At 64.2% G+C, this 17,635-nt stretch carries 16 protein-coding genes and 1 tRNA gene; 6 read left to right on the top strand and 11 right to left on the bottom strand.

What is annotated here, in order from left to right; translation table 11 throughout:
• The 3 genes from ACREPD_RS07930 to ACREPD_RS07920 all read left to right on the top strand — a co-directional run.
• The coding region (locus ACREPD_RS07930) for a copper resistance system multicopper oxidase (protein WP_431598800.1) at window positions 1–1,622 on the top strand (1,622 nt) is incomplete at its 5' end.
• Window positions 1,619–2,626 (top strand): copper resistance protein B, encoded by a 1,008-nt coding sequence (locus ACREPD_RS07925; protein WP_431598799.1) that lies wholly within the window; start codon window positions 1,619–1,621, stop codon window positions 2,624–2,626. The genes ACREPD_RS07930 and ACREPD_RS07925, both read left to right, overlap by 4 nt.
• A gap of 82 nt (window positions 2,627–2,708) precedes the next feature.
• On the top strand, window positions 2,709–3,221 hold the full coding sequence (locus ACREPD_RS07920) for an N-acetyltransferase family protein (protein ID WP_431598798.1): 513 nt from the start codon (window positions 2,709–2,711) through the stop codon (window positions 3,219–3,221).
• 30 nt (window positions 3,222–3,251) lie between these two features.
• On the opposite strand, the gene ACREPD_RS07915 is transcribed toward ACREPD_RS07920, so the two are convergent.
• Window positions 3,252–3,557 (bottom strand): zf-TFIIB domain-containing protein, encoded by a 306-nt coding sequence (locus ACREPD_RS07915; RefSeq protein WP_431598797.1) that lies wholly within the window; start codon window positions 3,555–3,557, stop codon window positions 3,252–3,254.
• A 162-nt stretch (window positions 3,558–3,719) separates the two neighbouring features.
• Here ACREPD_RS07915 and ACREPD_RS07910 point away from each other — a divergent pair, with 162 nt between their 5' ends.
• A complete protein-coding gene (locus ACREPD_RS07910; protein ID WP_431598796.1) occupies window positions 3,720–4,121 on the top strand; it encodes a response regulator in 402 nt (133 codons plus the stop codon).
• Window positions 4,122–4,143: 22 nt separating this feature from the next.
• On the opposite strand, the gene ACREPD_RS07905 is transcribed toward ACREPD_RS07910, so the two are convergent.
• Both ACREPD_RS07905 and ACREPD_RS07900 read right to left on the bottom strand, forming a co-directional pair.
• A complete protein-coding gene (locus ACREPD_RS07905) occupies window positions 4,144–4,821 on the bottom strand; it encodes an MliC family protein (RefSeq protein WP_431598795.1) in 678 nt (225 codons plus the stop codon).
• Between the two features lie 72 nt (window positions 4,822–4,893).
• The gene (locus ACREPD_RS07900; RefSeq protein WP_431598794.1) at window positions 4,894–5,796 is read right to left on the bottom strand and encodes an NAD-dependent epimerase/dehydratase family protein; all 903 of its coding nucleotides are present in this window, start codon (window positions 5,794–5,796) and stop codon (window positions 4,894–4,896) included.
• A 231-nt stretch (window positions 5,797–6,027) separates the two neighbouring features.
• Here ACREPD_RS07900 and ACREPD_RS07895 point away from each other — a divergent pair, with 231 nt between their 5' ends.
• Window positions 6,028–7,182, top strand: coding sequence for an acyltransferase family protein (locus tag ACREPD_RS07895; RefSeq protein WP_431598793.1), 1,155 nt, complete (start codon window positions 6,028–6,030; stop codon window positions 7,180–7,182).
• Between the two features lie 164 nt (window positions 7,183–7,346).
• Here the strand turns inward: ACREPD_RS07895 and ACREPD_RS07890 are convergent, their stop codons facing one another.
• The 4 genes from ACREPD_RS07890 to ACREPD_RS07875 all read right to left on the bottom strand — a co-directional run bounded on the left by ACREPD_RS07890 (window position 7,347) and on the right by ACREPD_RS07875 (window position 14,024).
• Window positions 7,347–10,247, bottom strand: coding sequence for a TonB-dependent receptor (locus tag ACREPD_RS07890; RefSeq protein ID WP_431598792.1), 2,901 nt, complete (start codon window positions 10,245–10,247; stop codon window positions 7,347–7,349).
• Between the two features lie 197 nt (window positions 10,248–10,444).
• Complete coding sequence (locus ACREPD_RS07885) at window positions 10,445–11,974, bottom strand: FAD-dependent monooxygenase (RefSeq protein ID WP_431598791.1); 1,530 nt, start codon at window positions 11,972–11,974, stop codon at window positions 10,445–10,447.
• A gap of 665 nt (window positions 11,975–12,639) precedes the next feature.
• Window positions 12,640–13,122, bottom strand: coding sequence for a hypothetical protein (locus ACREPD_RS07880; protein ID WP_431598790.1), 483 nt, complete (start codon window positions 13,120–13,122; stop codon window positions 12,640–12,642).
• 8 nt (window positions 13,123–13,130) lie between these two features.
• Window positions 13,131–14,024, bottom strand: coding sequence for a hypothetical protein (locus tag ACREPD_RS07875; protein ID WP_431598789.1), 894 nt, complete (start codon window positions 14,022–14,024; stop codon window positions 13,131–13,133).
• A gap of 440 nt (window positions 14,025–14,464) precedes the next feature.
• Here ACREPD_RS07875 and ACREPD_RS07870 point away from each other — a divergent pair, with 440 nt between their 5' ends.
• The gene (locus tag ACREPD_RS07870; protein WP_431598788.1) at window positions 14,465–14,944 is read left to right on the top strand and encodes an integrase; all 480 of its coding nucleotides are present in this window, start codon (window positions 14,465–14,467) and stop codon (window positions 14,942–14,944) included.
• Window positions 14,945–15,130: 186 nt separating this feature from the next.
• Here the strand turns inward: ACREPD_RS07870 and ACREPD_RS07865 are convergent.
• From ACREPD_RS07865 to ybgF, 4 genes are all read right to left on the bottom strand, one after another.
• Window positions 15,131–15,206 (bottom strand) — tRNA-Lys (locus tag ACREPD_RS07865).
• A 73-nt stretch (window positions 15,207–15,279) separates the two neighbouring features.
• Complete coding sequence (gene queC, locus ACREPD_RS07860; protein ID WP_431598787.1) at window positions 15,280–15,945, bottom strand: 7-cyano-7-deazaguanine synthase QueC; 666 nt, start codon at window positions 15,943–15,945, stop codon at window positions 15,280–15,282.
• A 75-nt stretch (window positions 15,946–16,020) separates the two neighbouring features.
• Window positions 16,021–16,719 (bottom strand): 7-carboxy-7-deazaguanine synthase QueE, encoded by a 699-nt coding sequence (gene queE, locus ACREPD_RS07855; RefSeq protein WP_431598786.1) that lies wholly within the window; start codon window positions 16,717–16,719, stop codon window positions 16,021–16,023.
• 148 nt (window positions 16,720–16,867) lie between these two features.
• A partial coding sequence (gene ybgF, locus ACREPD_RS07850; protein ID WP_431598785.1) for a tol-pal system protein YbgF occupies window positions 16,868–17,635 on the bottom strand: 768 nt, incomplete at its 5' end.

Here is a 17,635-nt window from a genome sequence, read left to right as displayed (position 1 = left end):
CCTTCGCCGCGGCCGGCCCCGGCCTGGCCACCGCGCCACAGGTGCTCAGCGGCCCCCAGCTGGACCTGAGCATCGGCGAGTCGCTGGCCAATTTCACCGGCCGTACCCGCCCGGCCATCACCGTCAATGGCAGCCTGCCGGCCCCGATCCTGCGCTGGCGCGAAGGCGACACCGTCAGCGTGCGCGTGGCCAACACCCTGCAGGCGCACCCCACCTCCATCCACTGGCACGGCATCCTGCTGCCGGCCAACATGGACGGCGTGCCCGGCCTGAGCTTCAACGGCATCGCCCCGGGCGAGTCCTACCAGTACCGCTTCACCCTCAAGCAATCGGGCACGTACTGGTACCACAGCCATTCCATGTTCCAGGAACAGGCCGGCCTGTACGGCGCGCTGATCATCGACCCGTTGCAGCCCGCGCCCTACCGGTTCGATCGCGAGCACGTGATCCTGCTCTCGGACTGGACCGACCTGGACCCGGGCGCCCTGTTCCGGCGCATGAAGAAGCTGGCCGAGCATGACAACTACTACAAGCGCACGCTGCCGGACTTCCTGCGCGACGTGCGCCGCGACGGCTGGGCTGCCGCCACCGCCGACCGTGGCATGTGGGGCCGCATGCGGATGACGCCGACCGACATCAGCGACATCAACGCCCACACCTATACCTATCTGCTCAACGGCACCGCGCCGGCCGGCAACTGGACCGGCCTGTTCCGCAGCGGCGAGAAGGTGCTGCTGCGCTTCATCAACGGCGCTTCGATGAGCTACTTCGACGTGCGCATTCCCGGCCTGAAGATGACCGTGGTCGCCGCCGATGGCCAGTACATCCATCCAGTCAGCATCGATGAGTTCCGCATCGCCCCGGCCGAGACCTTCGACGTGATCGTCGAACCCAGCGGCCAGGACGCCTACACCATCTTCTGCCAGGACATGGGACGCACCGGCTACGCCGCCGGCACGCTGGCGGTACGCCATGGCCTGCAGGCGCCGATACCCCCGCGCGACCCGCGCCCGCTGCTGACCATGGCCGACATGGGCCATGACATGGCCGGCATGCACGGCGGCCACGGCATGGACCACACCGCGCACGGCGCCGCCCTGCCCCGTCATCCAGCCAGCGAGAAGGGCAATCCACTGGTCGACATGCAGAGCATGGCCACCGATCCCAAGCTGGATGATCCCGGCATCGGCCTGCGCGACAACGGCCGCCAGGTGCTCACCTATGGCGCGATGCGCAGCCTGTTCGAAGATCCGGACGGACGCGAGCCGGGGCGCGAGGTCGAGCTGCACCTCACCGGCCACATGGAAAAATTCAGCTGGTCATTCGACGGCATCCCCTTCGCGGGCGCCGAACCGCTGCGCCTGAACTATGGCGAGCGCATGCGCATCGTGCTGGTCAACGACACCATGATGCAGCACCCCATCCACCTGCACGGCGTGTGGAGTGACCTGGAAAACGCCGACGGCAACTTCCAGCTGCGCAAGCACACCATCGACATGCCGCCAGGCACGCGCCGCAGTTACCGCGTGCGCGCCGACGCGCTGGGCCGCTGGGCGTACCACTGCCATCTGCTGTACCACATGGAATCCGGGATGATGCGCGAAGTGAGGATCGAAGAATGAGCGCCGCCCGTTCCCTTACCCCGCGCCTGTTGGGCGCTGCGCTGCTGGCTGCGCTGTCCGCTCCGGCGTGGGCGCAGTCGCATGCACATGCACACACCGATGCGGCGACCTCAGACGCCGTGGATCCGGTCGATCACGCGACGATGGATCATTCGACGATGGATCACAGCGGCATGGATCACGCGGCGATGGGGCACGCCCCGGCAGCTCCTCCTGCCATGGACCATTCGACGATGGATCACTCGACGATAGACCATTCCGCGATGGGCCATGGCGCAGCGTCCAGCACGCCGCGCGAACCCATTCCCGTGGTCACCGCCGCCGACCGCGCCGCCGCGTTCCCACCCATCGATCACGGTGCGATGGAGCATGCGCCGGACGTGCACAGCATGGTGCTGCTCAACCGCCTGGAGCACTGGGACGGCCAGCACGGCACCGGCCAGGCTTGGGAAGCATCCGGCTGGGTCGGCGGCAACATCAACCGCCTGTGGCTGCGCAGCGAAGGCGAACGCAGCGGTGGGCGCACCGAATCGTCCGATCTGGAAGTGCTGTACGGCCGCAGCGTGTCACCGTGGTGGGACGTACTGGTGGGCGTGAAGCAGGACTTCCGGCCGGCGGACTCGCGCACCTGGGCCGCGTTCGGGATCCAGGGCCTGGCACCGTACAAGTTCGAAACCTCAGCCACCGCGTATGTGGGCGAAGGCGGGCAACTCGCGGCAACGCTGGAGGTCGAGTACGAACTGCTGCTCACCAACCGGCTGATCCTGCAGCCGCTGGTAGAGGCGACGCTGGCGGCGAAGGACGAACCGGCGCGTGGCATGGGTGCCGGCTTGAACAAGGTCGAGGCCGGGCTGCGCCTGCGCTACGAGTTCAGCCGCCGCTTCGCGCCTTATGTAGGCATCAGCCACGAACGCCTGTTCGGCGACACCGCCGATTACCACCAGGCCGCCGGCGAACACACCCGCGATACCCGCTGGGTGGCCGGCGTGCGCGTCTGGTTCTGACCGCGGGCATGGTTTCCCCCGGGCGCATCACGCGCGCGGGGATGGCGTAAGCTGCTCCCCCGTTTCTGCTGGATGCCTGCCCATGGCCCTGCTGATCCGCCGCGCGACGCCGGCCGATGCCGAGCGGCTGTCCGCGTTGGCCATCGCCACCTATACCGAAACGTTCGGCGACTCCTATCCGCCGCAGGACCTGCAGGACTTTCTGGCCGCGCACTACGCGGTGGCGCCGCAACGGCGCGAGCTCGACGATCCGCTCAGCGCCGCGTGGCTCGTGTTCGACGGCGAGAAGGCGGTCGGCTACCTTGCTGCCGGACCCAACAGCCTGCCGCACACGCAGGCACGGCCCGACGACATCGAACTGAAGCGGCTGTACGTCCACGCCAGCCATCAAGGCAGCGGCCTGGGTGCGCGGTTGATGGAGGCGTTCCTGGCGTGGCTGGACCAGCCCCGGCGCCGCGCGCTATGGGTCGGCGTGTGGTCGGAGAATGTTGGCGCGCAGCGCTTCTATGCGCGGTATGGATGCGAGCAGGTAGGAACCTATTACTTCCAGGTCGGCGACAGCCGTGACCTGGAGTTCATCCTGCGCCGGCCCTGAGCGGGACCGGCGCAACCAGCGCGCTGGCGATCAGAAGTCGAACAGATCCGACAGGAAGCTCTCTTTCTTCTTCTTGCGGTAGCCGTGCGGGTCGCCGTGCTGCTGGCCCAGGTGGCGGGTATCGCGATGCTGCACGTACGGCTGCTGCGCGGGCGGCGGTGGCGGCGCGGCGGCACGCACCGGCGCCGGGGCAGCGGCACCCGCCGAGCGCTCGATGATCTTGTCCAGCTCACCACGGTCCAGCCACACGCCCCGGCACTGCGGGCAGTAATCGATCTCGATGCCCTGGCGCTCGGACATCACCAGCGCCTGGGTAGTACACACGGGGCATTGCATCGATATGGCTCCATTCGGGGTCAGAAAGCGACTGTACCGTGGGCCACCTGACCGGCGCACAACGAGGCAACGCCCGGATGACGTCATTTGCACGATCCCCTCACCTGCCGCTGCCCATACTGCCGCGCCTTTCCACCCCATCCTGCAAGGGAAACCCGCGTCATGCTGTTGTCAAAGCGCCATGTTGCACCGCGCGTGCTGTTGATCGAAGACACCGAAGACACCCGTGAACTGAGCCGCATGGCGCTGGAAAGCCAGGCCTGCGAAGTGGCCGCGGTGAGCTCGGCCGAAGCGGCCCTGGGCCTGCTGCTGGCCGGCGAACGCTTCGACCTGGTATTCACCGATGTCTGCCTGGGCGGACTGAGCGGCATCGAGGCCGCCCACCGCATCCGTCAGCACCAGCCCGGCCTGCCGGTACTGGTCACCTCCGGCCTGCAGCCGGACCGGGTCATGCCGCAGTTGGCGCCGGGCATCCACTTCCTGCCCAAGCCCTATTCGATGAGCGAGCTGCTGGACGCCATCCGCGCGTGCTTCGGCGACCAGGACGTCGACCGGGCCGCTTGAACCGCCCGGTCAGTTACGCGGCTCAGCGAACGACCGTGCAGCTCAGCCGTGTTCCGTAGAACTCCAGCGTGGCCTCGCCCTGGTGTTCCCAGAATTCCACGCCCTCGCGGGTGTAGCGGCTGCCACTGGCCGACGGTGCAACGAACGCAATGGCCTGGTCGCGCCCCAGCCGGATGACCGCGGCCTGCGGGTCGAACTCGTTGTGGAACACCACCGAAAGCGGCTTGCTGGCATCGTCGCAGGTGTACTTCACCGGGGTGGGTCCGGGGCCGTTCGCGGCCGCCAGCCGAAGCTCGACGATGCGCGTCTGATACGACTCCACCAGGCAGCGGTTGGCGTCTACCGCCTGCCAGCAGGCATCGCGGCCCTTGACCCAGCCGCGTTGCTCGGCGGCAACATCCAGCTCCGCCGGTCCGGTCTGCGCCGCCTTGTAAAGGGCGGCCAGCTCACGGTCCAGCGCGGACAACCGTGGGTCGCCGCACACCGTCTTTTCCGCATCGTTCGCCGCCTTGGCGCAGTCGAACGACGGGCCCTCGCTGCCGGCGACGGGCGGCGTGGCGGGCGCCGGAACGGGCCGGGGTGATTCAGACGCCGCTGCCGGAGGCGCGGTCGTTGCGGGCGCCTTCGCCGGATCGGTGGGCGTGGGTTTACAGGCGGCCAGCGCCAGCGCGCCCAGGCCGATGAGGACAAAACGGTTCATGGCACCTCCAGAACGCCACACGGAAACCGCGCCAGTCTGCGCCACGCCGCGCTCAGGCGGCGTGTAGGCGGATTACTCAATGGTGCAATCCTCTACCCGGGCGGTATCCGGCAGCACTTCAATGCTGCCTGCCGCCAGCTGCGTGAGTATCGCTTCCGGCCCGCGCCAACTGCGCCACTGCAGCCCGACGCTGGCCGCGCGCGGATCGTGAATCCGGTCCACCACCGGCAGCGTCCAGCCGCGACGGTCGTACTCGGCCAGCCACTGCGGGCAGCGCTGCGCCAGCACCTCGCGCGGATGCGTCACCAGCGCCTCGCAGTCCTCGCGCTGGAACGGCGTCCAGCCGCTGGCCAGGTAGCGCTGGAACGAGGGGCCGTCATTGGTCAGCGCCGCCATGTGCGCATCGGCGACATCGCGCACATCGATCCCGCGATGCAGCCGGTACAGCAGCATGCGTTCAGGCGGCTCGGGGAAGCAGCGGGACATGCGGATCACCCGCACGTCCAACTCAGGCCCGGCCGCTTCTTCAAGCCAGTGCTCAGCCGCCAGTTTCGAGCGGTGATAGACCGTGCGTGGCAGCGGCGTTGTGCGCTCATCCACCCACGTGCAGCGCCCCGGCACGATGGCATGCCCGTACAGCGCGGTGGTGCTGGTAAACACCAGCCGGCGCACGCCGGCCTCACGCGCCAGCATCGTCAGCGTGCGCGTGCCTTCAACATTGATGCGCTGGAACTCGCTGTCACTGAACAGCCCCACGTGTGGCGCGTGCAGGGCGGCCGCATGAATGACCGCATCCACGCCTTCCAGCACCTTGGCCAGGGTGCGGGTGTCGGTGATATCGGCCACGTGTCGCGTGGTCGCAAACGGACTGCGGTCAATACCCACCACCTCGTGGCGGGCAGCCAAGGCGCCAAAAATGGCGCGACCCACTCGGCCTGAACTTCCTGTCAGGAGAATCTTCACTGGGATGCACATGTCAGCGCCCGGGAGCTACCGGGATGACAGATTGTAGTAGAGCCACGCCCTGCGTGGCTTGCCCCACGCCGGAATCTGCCCTCCCGCATGCAGCACAACTGCATCGGCCGCCGCCACGCCAGATGACACCGGGTGACCGCATTGTCCGACCTTTCTCACGTGCCACTAGAACAGGGGCAGTCGTGCGGGCTGTCGTGAATCGCCTTTCATTGCCCGTCACGATCCACCACGATGCCGCCGCTCGCCGCACCGTCGCGCCGCCAACTCCGTAGGGATATGAAGTCCAGGAAACTGAAGCACCTTGAACAACCATCGCGCCAAAAGCCTGTTGAATCGATTCAAGCGCTCCGCGCGGTAGCGGCCGCGATGGTCGTTATCTACCACATGGTCCACATGGAACAGGTATATGGGGGAGGCGCATCTGTTCTTGGCGGTCCAGCTAATTTTGGCTTCGCCGGTGTCGACATTTTCTTCGTCATCTCGGGCTTCATCATGGCTGCCGTTACGGCGGGGCGATTCGGCGATGCCGCTGGCGCAGGGAAATTTCTGTGCCGTCGGGCCATACGGATATTTCCGCTCTATTGGCTATGCACAGCGGTAGTCGTGGCGGCGCTGCTGGTGCGACCCGCGTTGCTCGATCCGGACCTGGCTGAGAAGAGCGTGATGGCGTCGCTACTTCTGCTTCCGCAAGAAGGCGGTCCCTTGCTCGTAGTTGGGTGGACCCTGACCTACGAGCTGTTCTTCTACGCCGTGACCGCATTGGCACTCGCCTTCAGCTCGAATTCGCGGGTTCCTCATCTTGTTCTGGGCTGGGCAGTGGTGCTGCTCTTTCTACAGATGCTACCCACCCATGACCCTTCGTCGAACCTGCTGACGAGTCCACTGGCGTTTGAGTTCATGGCAGGTGCTTTGTCCGGGCTGTACTGGCGCAAGCTATCGGCTCGCCATGCCTTGCTCACCGTAATGGGCGCTGGTGCATGGATGGTAGCTGCCGGTGTACTGTTGGTTGACCATGCCTATTACGGGCAAGCCGACGCAGTACGTGTTGTTGCCTTTGGCATTCCCGCCGCATTTCTCGTCGCGGGCCTTGCGCGACTGGAGATCGACGGCCGAATACGTCCTCCGCGTTTTGCGGTCTCGCTAGGTGATGCCTCCTACTCGTTGTATCTGACGCACCTTTTCGTTCTATCCCTATCCGGTCGGATCTGGTCCACGGCGGGAGCCACAGGCACCTTCTTGGGCAATGCAGCGTTCGTCGCCAGCACCTTCTGCGTTTGCTGTGGCGTGGCGCTGCTGGTTTACCGGTTCACCGAGCGCCCATTGATAGCGTTGGGAAACCACGCTTTGGCCCGAAGACGCACAAGAGGCGCGCGAGCGAACCCATGAGGCGTTCTGCCCAACCGTTCGCTGGGTGGCCATCCCTCACTTACGCTCGCGCGATCATCGGGACGGGAACATTCCAGTCTCCGGACACCGGTCGACGTGAGTCGCTCAAGATCCCGCACAGCGCAACCGGCCCCGCAGAACGGGGCCGGCTGACTCACCCAACGTCAGAACCGGTAGTTCACACCTGTGTAGAAGAATCGCCCGACGTTGTCGTACTGCGCGCTGCCGAAGCCGGTGCCGTAGAGGTTGTACGGCGGCTCACGGTCAAACAGGTTGCGCACGCCCAGATACAGATTCAGGCGCTCGGTGGCCTTGTACCCGACGCGTGCGTCGGTGAAGGTCATCCAGGACACCTTGATCGGATCCTGCAGGTCCGGGTTGGTCGCGTACTGTTCGTTCGACACCAGGATCTGGCTGTCGACGTAGCGGGTACGCAGGCTGAGATCCCAGGGACCGCGGGCATAGCCGATGGTCAGGGTTCCCTTCCACTTCGGGGTGCCCAGCACATTGCGCTCATCCTCGACTTCGTCCGGGAAACTCTGGAACGGGTAACTGAGGTACTCCTTGAGATAGGTCCCCTCCAGCTTGGTCGTCAGGCGCCCACCGAACACGTTCTCCACTGCGTAGTCGATGCCGAAGTCGATGCCTCGCGCCCGCAGCTTGGAGATGTTGAGCGGCAGCACTTCCAGTCCGGAAATCGCGTACTGATCGTCCGTGGCGCCTGCGATGTCACGGGTGATGCTGGCGCAGAACTCGTTGTCGATGCCGCCCGCCGCATCCACGCAACGGTCCGCCAGCTGCTGGCCGCTGACTGAACTGATGGCGTCTTCGATCTGGATGTCCCAGTAGTCCACCGTGATGCCGAAGCCTGGCAGCGCGGTCGGCGTGAACACCGCGCCCACTGTGAAGGTCCTGCTGGTCTCTTCGGACAGGTTTGGATTGCCGCCGGACAGGCCGCGGCGCGTAGAGGTGTCGTTGGGCGTCCAGCCCACCGGCACACCAAGCGCACTGCAGTTGGCCTGGCGGACGGCCGGATCCGCGCCGCGTCCGATGTTGGCTGCAGAACACGGGTCGCTGATGGAGAAGAAGTTCACCGACTGCGGATCGTAGAGTTCGGAGATGTTGGGCGCGCGCACCGCGTTGGAGAAGGTGCTGCGCAGGCGCAGGGCATCATTGAGCGCCCAGTCCAGCCCCGCCTTCCAGCTCACCGTAGTGCCGACGGTCGTGTAGTCCGAGACGCGGCCTGCCAGGTCAAGATTGACGTTCTTCGCGAACGGCAGGTCAGCCAGCAGGGGCACATTGACCTCGGCGAACGCCTCGCGGACCGAGTACTGGCCCCGCTGGTTCTGGATCGCATTGAGGAAGGTCAGATCGGCCTGCTGCAGCGGGTCGGTGGTCTGCTGGCTGGTTTCCTTGCGGAACTCGACACCCGAGGCAAAGCCCACGGAGCCGGCGGGCAGCGCGAACAGCTCGCTCTTGGAGAGATTGGCGGAGAAGACCTGCTGGGTCAGTTCGGTGCGGCTGGGGGTACGGGTGTTGAACCATGCCGCCGCGGCCGGGGAGACCGCGCCTGCGCCGAAGATGCTGGTCGGGACGCAGCCCGCCAGCAGGTCGCCACCCGTGACCGGGTTCTCCGGACCAGCGATGCCATCGCGCGTGGCCCGGCACACGATGTTGCCATTGGCGTCGAATACGGCATCGATCGACGCGTTGAAACGGTCGGGTATCTGATTGTTCAGATTCGTCCGGGTCTCCACGGTTCGGCCGTAATTGGCACTGGCTTCATACGACCAGTCCGAGCCGAATACGCCCTGGATACCCGTCACGATGCGCCCGGTCTTGCGGGTCGTATCTTCGCCACGGAACCCCGCATCGGTGTTGTTGCGGCTGATGCGCAGGCGCGTGAGCCCGTTGTCGTCCATGAACTGCCCCAGCGCGTCGCTGATGTAGGCGTTGTCACGCGGAATCAGGTAGGTACCAAACGTGGGCCCGGACGTGGAGAACGCCTTGGTCTTGCCCTGCACCCACTTGCTTTCAACGAAGATCCGGTGATTTTCGTTGAGGTCGAAACCGAAGTTGGCATTGACTGCGCCGGTGCTGTTGCTCGGTTGCAGCTGGCCGTACTGGTTCGGGTCGAGGTTGTCGCAGTCGGAACAGCCGGTACGCGTGGTATCGGTGATTCCGTCGAAGCGCTGGGAGCGCAGGCTGCCATCCGGGTCGAACACGTAGCGATCATTGGTCGTGGCACTGCGGCCATCAAGATCGAGCACACCGCCGTCGGTGTAGCTGTACACGCTGGCGTTGCGGGCGAGGATGGTACGGGTCCGGGTCGGATCGGTCAGATAACGCTGCGAGTCGCGGCTGAACGCCCGGTCGCGCAGGTACAGCGGATCCTGGTTGTTGAATGCTGCAGAAAGGACGTACTGACCCCGGTCGTCCGCGAACGTGCCGCCACTGACGACATTGACTGACCGCTCGTTGAAGTTGCCTTCCTCCGAGTGGCCGAACTGTGCGTTCACCGCGGTCCCATCGAAGGACTTCTTGAGGATGAAGTTCACCACGCCACTGACGGCGTCGGCGCCATAGATGGCCGAAGAACCGCCGGTGAGGATTTCAACCCGCTCCACCAGCGCCGCCGGGATGGTGTTGATGTCCACGGCCGATGAGCCTGCAGCACTGGCGATGTGGCGACGGCCATTGACCAGCACCAGGGTGCGATCCACGCCCAGGCCGCGCAGGTCCAGCAGGTTCAGGCCGGCGGTGCCGATGTACCGTGACGAGTTGCCCATCGAGAAGGTCGTCGACATCTGCGGCAGTGCGTTGATCACGTCGCCGAGCGTTACTGCACCCGTGGCGCGGATGTCTTCTGCAGTCAAGGTGCCAACTGGAGATGCCGACAGGTAATCCACGCGCGGGATGCGCGACCCGGTCACCGTCACTGTATCAAGTCGTTTGATGTCTGAGCTTTCGTCCGCAGGCCGCCCTGCGTCCTGTGCCTGTGCCGTGGTTGCTGCAGCGATCATCAGAACAGTGCCGATGGCCGTAGCCAGTGTCTTCTTGTACATCCTTGATTCCCTCTCGCGTCAAGTCTGGATGGCAGTCGACGCTGCCGACCTCGCGCGGAGGGAGCAACACGTGATCAGCTATCCGAAGTGGATCCAAATGCCCGATGAACAATTTCAGCGGGACACTTATGACGCACTCAGACGGAGGGTTTAGCTATCAGGCAGTTCTGATTAAATGACGGAAAAGCACGCGAATACTATTCGGGACCGCCGAACCAGCGTGACAGCGACTGGGTGAGTTGCTCAACGTCTGGCGTACTGTCAGTGGCCCACGCGACGAATCCATCAGGTCGCACCAGCACCGCGCTCAAGCCCAACCGGTCCTTGGCGTCCTGCGCGACGTAGTCCAGGCGACCACCCCAACGACGCGCAAGTGCTTCGAGCTGCGGCCGACCGTCGAGGTCGAGCAGTACACCGTTGCCCGCTTCCATCAGTACGCCGACGCGGGTGCCGTCAGCCAACTCGAGGTCAGGACAGCTGCGACCGACCAGTGGGTGATGGCCATCCAGATCGTAACGAAGGGAAATGCCCCAGATCCGCTCGGCGAAGTAGGTGGCGCCGTCGCGGGTGTTGATAAGGTCGCGGATGACCGCCTCAAGCGCTCGAGAGCTTTGGGTGGGGCGCATCAGCGCAACCTGGGCGCGCGACCAGTCGAGGATCTGCGCGGCAACGGGCTGTCGCTCCGTCGTGTAGGTATCGAGCAGTCCGGCGGGAGCAACGCCACGATGGGTGGCAGCAAGCTTCCATCCCAGGTTCATGGCATCACCCAGCCCCAGATTGAGCCCCTGGCCGCCGAGGGGCGAATGGATATGAGCGGCATCGCCAGCAAGCAGCACACGCCCCTTGCGATAGGTCGTGGCGAGGAAGGCACGGTCGGTCCAGGTAGTGGCCTGCTGCAGTCCCTTCACGGTTACCCCGGTGCCAGAGATGCGCCGTAAGACCTCCTGCACGTGTTCAACACTGATGGGGTGCGTCCGGTGGAAAACGCCCCCGTCAAAATCGACCAACGCAATGGTTCCGGGCGGCTGGTAGGTGTACATACCAGTTGCCGTGTAGTGACGGCCCGCGCTCAGCAGTTCCGGGTCGGCAAGGTCCACTTGAACGGAGTAGCCGGTGAACTCGGGCTCGGTTCCGACGAACGCAAAGTCGCCGGCCTTGCGCACGGTGCTGCGTCCCCCATCGCAACCGACGAGCCAGCTTGCGCGGAAGGTGTCATCACCCGCGTAGACCGTTACGTCATCGTCGGTTTGATCGAACCCGTCGACACCTTGGCTACGCCTCACTTCCGCACCCATTGAGAGTGCGCGGTCGGCCAATATGGACTCAAGGCGCTGCATCTCGATCGCCAGGGTCGTGCCGCCGGGACCCGGCAAATGGTACGGCCACTTGGAACTGTCGACGTTGTCGAGAAAGAACTGGATGCCCGCGAAATGGCCACCCGGTCGTCGAACCTGCCGGCTCCAGTGCGCGGCGCTCGCAACGCGGTCACGAGCCGCGCCCTCCGCAACGTCGTTGAGCAGCCCACGACGGTAGAACGCGTCAAGGGTCGGCGCCGAAAGGCCGCGCATCCCGAACGGCAGGCATTTCAATGGTGATGAAGGCTCTGCCGCCTGCTCAAGAACAAGCACGGACAAGTCCGCCAAGCGCAGTTCGCAGGCGAGGAACAGGCCAACCGGACCTGCGCCGGCGATGACGACGTCGTAAGAAGATGGGTTTGGCTGACACATGGGAAGCTCCTGTTGTAGAAGCTCGACCGGAGCGGTTGATCGACATGATCACCACACGGACGAACCCTGGACACCGACAGGCGTCCTTTGTTCGTCGTGGGGAGGCTCGCAGCGCGAGCGATCAGAGCGTTCGTTCCCGAACGGACCTGGGCTTACCAAACCAAGTCTGCCTTTTTCGACAGAAGCAATATATCGCTGCCCGGGATTGGCCAGCAATAGCCGCAATCCACGAAGCTTACGAAGCATGCCCACAGTTCAAGGCCCAGGACGCTGACGTTGGCGGAAACCCTCTGCGGCTGGTCAAACGTGTATTCGCACGCACGCCGCGCCAGGCGAGATTGTGACTGCCTAAGCAAAAGGCACCGCGGTGCTTCCGCAGGCTAAAAGCCCGCTGCGGGCGCCTAAGTTACTGCTGAGGCCGAGGGACAGAATTCTCCGGGCTGGAGGATAAAACTGCGCTCGCCAAAGCTCGTCTTGAATGCGAGCAACGGCCAGGATCAGCGCGCAAGTCATGGCATACCGAAATCGACTATGCCGCAGCATGCGCAACTGCAAGTTGAGGACCATATTGACCGCAGAGAGAAACGGCCTGCTCGCGGACGCGGCAGGCCGTTTCGGAACACCAGTTTCCCTGGTGCACTAGCGTTTAAGGAGGGTGACGGGCCTCACCCTACCGTGACGGTACCGCCGTCGTAGCACCAGTTTACGCAAATTGGCGGGGAGGGGCCCATCGAACCTGATCCCGGCGGATTCATGCCGCCATTGCCACCAGTGGACCCGCCGGCATCTGCACCGCCACCACTAGAACCATACTGCTGGGTGCCGGGAATAGGTTGTACGCACGGAGTGCCCGCCGGACAGACTACCATCGCTTTTTCCTTGGATCCATCAGAGTAGGTCACGGTGACAATGGTGCCGTCCGGCACCGCCAAGAATCCATTCGTGGTCCTATACATACCTACAAGCGCTAGGAGTGCGGGCTGCCTGACCTCGATGTCAGAGAAGGCCTGGATATCCTTCGCCGCGTTCACGTTAGAGTAGGGAATTTTCCCCGCATCAACAGTAATTGTGCCTGCTACCGCAATGAGTGCGAGACTGCCGAGCAAAGCAACAAACAACTTCTTCCGCCACTTCGACTTCCCTGCCATACGCCCTCCTATCGGGCTTTGATAAACTGCGTCACTTCAGTAATTTTTCGATCCAAACCTTCCCCAGCGGCACTTGGAATCAAGCTGGATCGAACGAACTCCTCGTATGTTTCACCTGTGCATGCCCCCATTTCCAAGCAGAGGTTGGTCATCAATGCGGACGCCTGGTCGCAGGAGTACCCCATCCGACACGCCGCAATCTGCAACGCGTACTTTGAATTAGCCCCAGCTAAAAACTCGTCGTATTGCGCGAAACCTGTTGAGAAGCGCAACCCTGGCAAGAGCTCACCAAATTTGAATACTGCAGCCGGGTCGTTCGAGTTAAAAACTTCCTCAACATACCGTTTGAACTCCACCGCATCAGGCTTATCCGCACTCATCACGTACACCACGGCTTGCGCCGCAAGATCACCGTTCTGAGCAGCCTGCGTATACCAACCCCGAACTGCCGCTAGCGGGATGACGGCACCACCATCAACACTTTCGCATTGAACCGCTCGCTCATTAGAGAGCCGCACTATCGCTTCAGCCGCTTGGGGGTTTTTAGCCAGCATGGAACGAAGCTTGTAGTCAGCCAAGTAATCGTCACGCGAGCGGCTTACAGCGAGGCAGGCATCGTAGGCCTCGGCCAACTTACGCTGTGCGACAGGGTCGCCGCGCTTTGCATGGAACTTCAAATCCTCAAACGCAAAAGTCGCTTCTGCCTTCGATGCGACAACTGAGGCACGCAACTCAGCGTCGTAAACTCGATCTTCCTCCGGCGCCCGGCTGAGAGTCGCCGAACCTTCAACGGCTGAAAAATCGTTAGGACGAGGCTTCTCTTTCAAGATCATCCAAGCTACGAAGCCGGCGACAATCAATGCCACCGATGCCACCAGCAATATGGTGGTTCTTCCAGTCATGCCAAAACTCCCTTTCGAAGTGGACCGCACCCTCAGCGCCCTTCCATGCGGAAACTTCTATCATGGTTATTTTCTCCAATCAACCATCATGGATGCAGCCAGTGGTTGGCCTCCGGTGTCGGGCACCTACTCCGGCGAGCTGACCTGCCATTTGGGAGGATCAGGAAAGCCTTAGAGAAACCTGCGCTGAGCTCTTTGCCAAAAGGACTGAATGCGACACCCCCTGCGTGGGACTGCGCGCGTACGCCTCATTGGTTGAATTGGGCCTTGGCCCAGGTGTCGACCTCCTCTTGCAGACTGTCACGGAGATCAATTTCTGCCAGCATGCGATGGTGACGGCACGCGAGCATAGAGCTTTGACGTTGCCTACGCAGCGGGGGTAGCGCGCGGCATCGTGCTGCACGGGCAGCAGTTCCAACACTGCACGTGTCGATTACATCGTGACCTCTAACTACCGCGCAGTGCTTGCGTTCGCCCGCGAGCGCGCCGCCCTATCCTCCAATGCGCTTGGCCGCGTCTCGGACGAGCTGGCCCCGGTGTTGGTGCTCGCCTGCAGCGTCATTTTTCTCTGTATCGAGGTGTGCACGCTGACCGACGCCCATCGCCAGGAAGACGGGATCCACAGCAATCGGCGCAGGGAGCGCGTGACAACGTCACAGAATGGGATGACAAGACGCTGCAGGCGTGGAAGGAATGACCAGATGGAAAGTCGGCACGGCATATGGAACCGCAAGGGTCGCGCGCGCCCGGTTCCGCTACGCGACGTCGATCGGCAGCTGCTATGCGAACGCGGCGGGAATCCGATTCGCAAATCCGCCGTCGATACCGCGGGGCAGCGCTTCATCACCGGGGCGATAAGAGTCGGCGTCATCGACGGAAGCCAGCTGTTCTCGCTGCATGCGCTGAAGGGGCATGACTGACAGCGAGAACAAGGCCTCTGGCGGGCATCGTACGGAAGCCATCCGACAGCGCTACGAGCCAGAATTACCGCTGGTTAAGCCGCCACGTACGACCGGCTTGTGAGCGTGAAACATCGCAATATTTCCGCCAATTTTTCCACAGGCACAAAAAAGGCGCCCTGAGGGCGCCTAAGTGTCTGATGCAATTGGTGGGCCGTGATGGATTCGAACCATCGACCAAAAGATTAAAAGTCTTCTGCTCTACCGACTGAGCTAACGGCCCATTGCATGCCCCGACTTCGCGCCGGGGGTGCGCATTCTAACCCATCTTGCCGCGCAGGCGTAGCCCGTGTGGATCAGGCGTAGCGGGTGGGGTCGGCCACGCCGGCGTCGGCGAAGCCCTGGGCACGCAGGCGGCAGGCGTCGCAATGGCCGCAGGCCGCGCCGCTGGCATCGGCGTTGTAGCAGGACACGGTCAGGCCGAAGTCCACGCCCAGGCGCACGCCTTCACGCACGATGTCGGCCTTGCTCAGGAACTGCAGCGGCGCATGCACCTGGATGCCCGCCCCTTCCACGCCCGCCTTGGTGGCCAGGTTGGCCAGGGTCTGGAAGGCGCTGATGAATTCGGGGCGGCAGTCCGGGTAGCCGGAGTAGTCCACGGCGTTGACACCGCAGAAGATGTCGTTGGCACCCAGCACTTCGGCCCAGCCCAGCGCCACCGAGAGCATGATGGTGTTGCGCGCCGGCACGTAGGTGACCGGGATGCCCTCGCCGCCCGCCTCGGGCACGTCGATGTCATCGGTCAGCGCCGAGCCGCCGATGCTGCGCAGGTCGACGTTGACGATCTTGTGTGCCACGGCGCCCAGCGCCTGCGCCACCGCGGCGGCGGCGTCGAGTTCGGAGGTGTGGCGCTGGCCGTATCTGACGCTCAGGGCGTGGACGGCGAAGCCCTGCTCACGGGCGATGGCGACGACGGCGGCCGAATCCATGCCGCCGGACAGGAGGACAACTGCATTTTTCATGGGGGTGTTTCCGGTGGGTTGCGGGAAAGCCAGCACGCTGTCCCGCGCCGGTACATCAAGGAATGTCGAGCGGGCTCAGCGCCCGGGCTCGTCATCCCAGAGAATTTTATGCAGCTGCATCTGGAAGCGCACCGGCAGCCGGTCTTCGACAATCCAGTCGGCCAGCTGGCGCGGGCTGATCTGGCCCTTGCTGGGCGAGAACAGCACCATGGAACGCTCGTTCAAGCGGTGCTCGCGCACCATGTCGCGTGCCCAGTCGTAGTCCTCGCGGCTGCACAGCACGAACTTGATCTGGTCGCGGCGGGTCAGCAGCGGCAGGTTTTCCAGGCGGTTGCGAGCCATCTCGCCGGATCCCGGCGTCTTCAGGTCCACCACGCGCGACACGCGCGGGTCCACGGCGCTGACGTCCAGCGCGCCGGAGGTCTCCAGCGAGACGTCCAGGCCGGCGTCGCACAGCTTCTCCAGCAGCACCAGGCAGCGCTTCTGCGCCAGCGGCTCGCCGCCGGTCACGCAGACGTGGTGCACGCCCTGGGCGAGCACCTCGCGCACGATATCGTCGATGTCCCACCAGGTGCCGCCATGGAAGGCGTAGGCGGTGTCGCAGTAGGTGCAGCGCAGCGGGCAGCCGGTCAGGCGCACGAACACGGTCGGCCAGCCGGCGGTATCGGCTTCGCCCTGCAGGGAGGTGAAGATCTCGGTGATCTTCAGCCGTGGCAGGGGCGACTGCACGATCTCGCTGGGGAGCGCGGCGGCGGCGGACAGGGTGGTGGTCATTTGGGCGTCTGGCAATGCGGATTCGGAAACGAGAGCAGCCAGGCAGGGCCTGGCTCTACGGGCGTCGCGTCGGAGTTGATTCCGCGCGGTTGCACCGGGTCAGCCGGTGCCTAACCGTCGATTATACCGGCGTTGGCCGGTCGGGGCCTCAGCGGACCTGCTGGCCGAGGCGGATGGCCTGCAGACGGTCCTGCGCGGTGCGCGCGGCGTCCGAGCCGGGATAGGTGCTCACGACCTGCTCCAGGGTTGCCTGGGCCTGGTCGACCTTGCCTTCGCCATACTGCGACAGGCCGATCTTGAGCAGGCCACCGGACGCCTTGTCGTGGGTCGGGTAGCGCGAGATGAGGTCGCGGAACTGCGCCTCAGCCAGCGGGAAATTGCGGGTGGCGTAGTAGCTTTCACCCAGCCAGTACAGCGCGTTGGGGGTGTAGACGCCGTTGGGATAGAGCTCGAGGAAGCTCAGGAACAACTGGGCCGAATCCTCGTACTTGCCGGCCTTGAGCGAGTCGAAGGCGACGTTGTAGGCAGTGCGCTCGTCGCCGGTGGCGGCGAGACTGCCCGGGTCTCCGTGCACGGAGGGCGGCCGCTCGGTAGCGGCCGTTGCCGGTTTCGGTGCAGCGGGCTTGGGGGCGGCAGCCGGGGCATTCGCGGCCGGAGCGGCCGGAAGCAACGGGGCGGAGCCACCTTCAATACGGTTCAGACGCCCGTCCAGGTCCAGGTACTGGTCCTGCGATGTCTGCTTCAGCTGGGCGTTTTCGTGCTGGAGCTGCTCAACGGTGCTCTGCAGCTGCTGCATCTGCTGGCGGAGCTGGTTGACCTGGTTCAACAGGTCCTGGGCGGAGCTGTTGTTGTTGGCCTGCTGCTCGAGCGCGCCAACGCGGTCGGCCAGGCTCTGCCGCTGGGCCTGCGCCGGTGG

This window comes from Stenotrophomonas sp. (assembly GCF_050737075.1).
Classification (GTDB): domain Bacteria; phylum Pseudomonadota; class Gammaproteobacteria; order Xanthomonadales; family Xanthomonadaceae; genus Stenotrophomonas.
The sequence above is the reverse complement of the archived record's forward strand: the minus strand, read 5'-3'. Positions and strand labels throughout refer to the sequence as shown.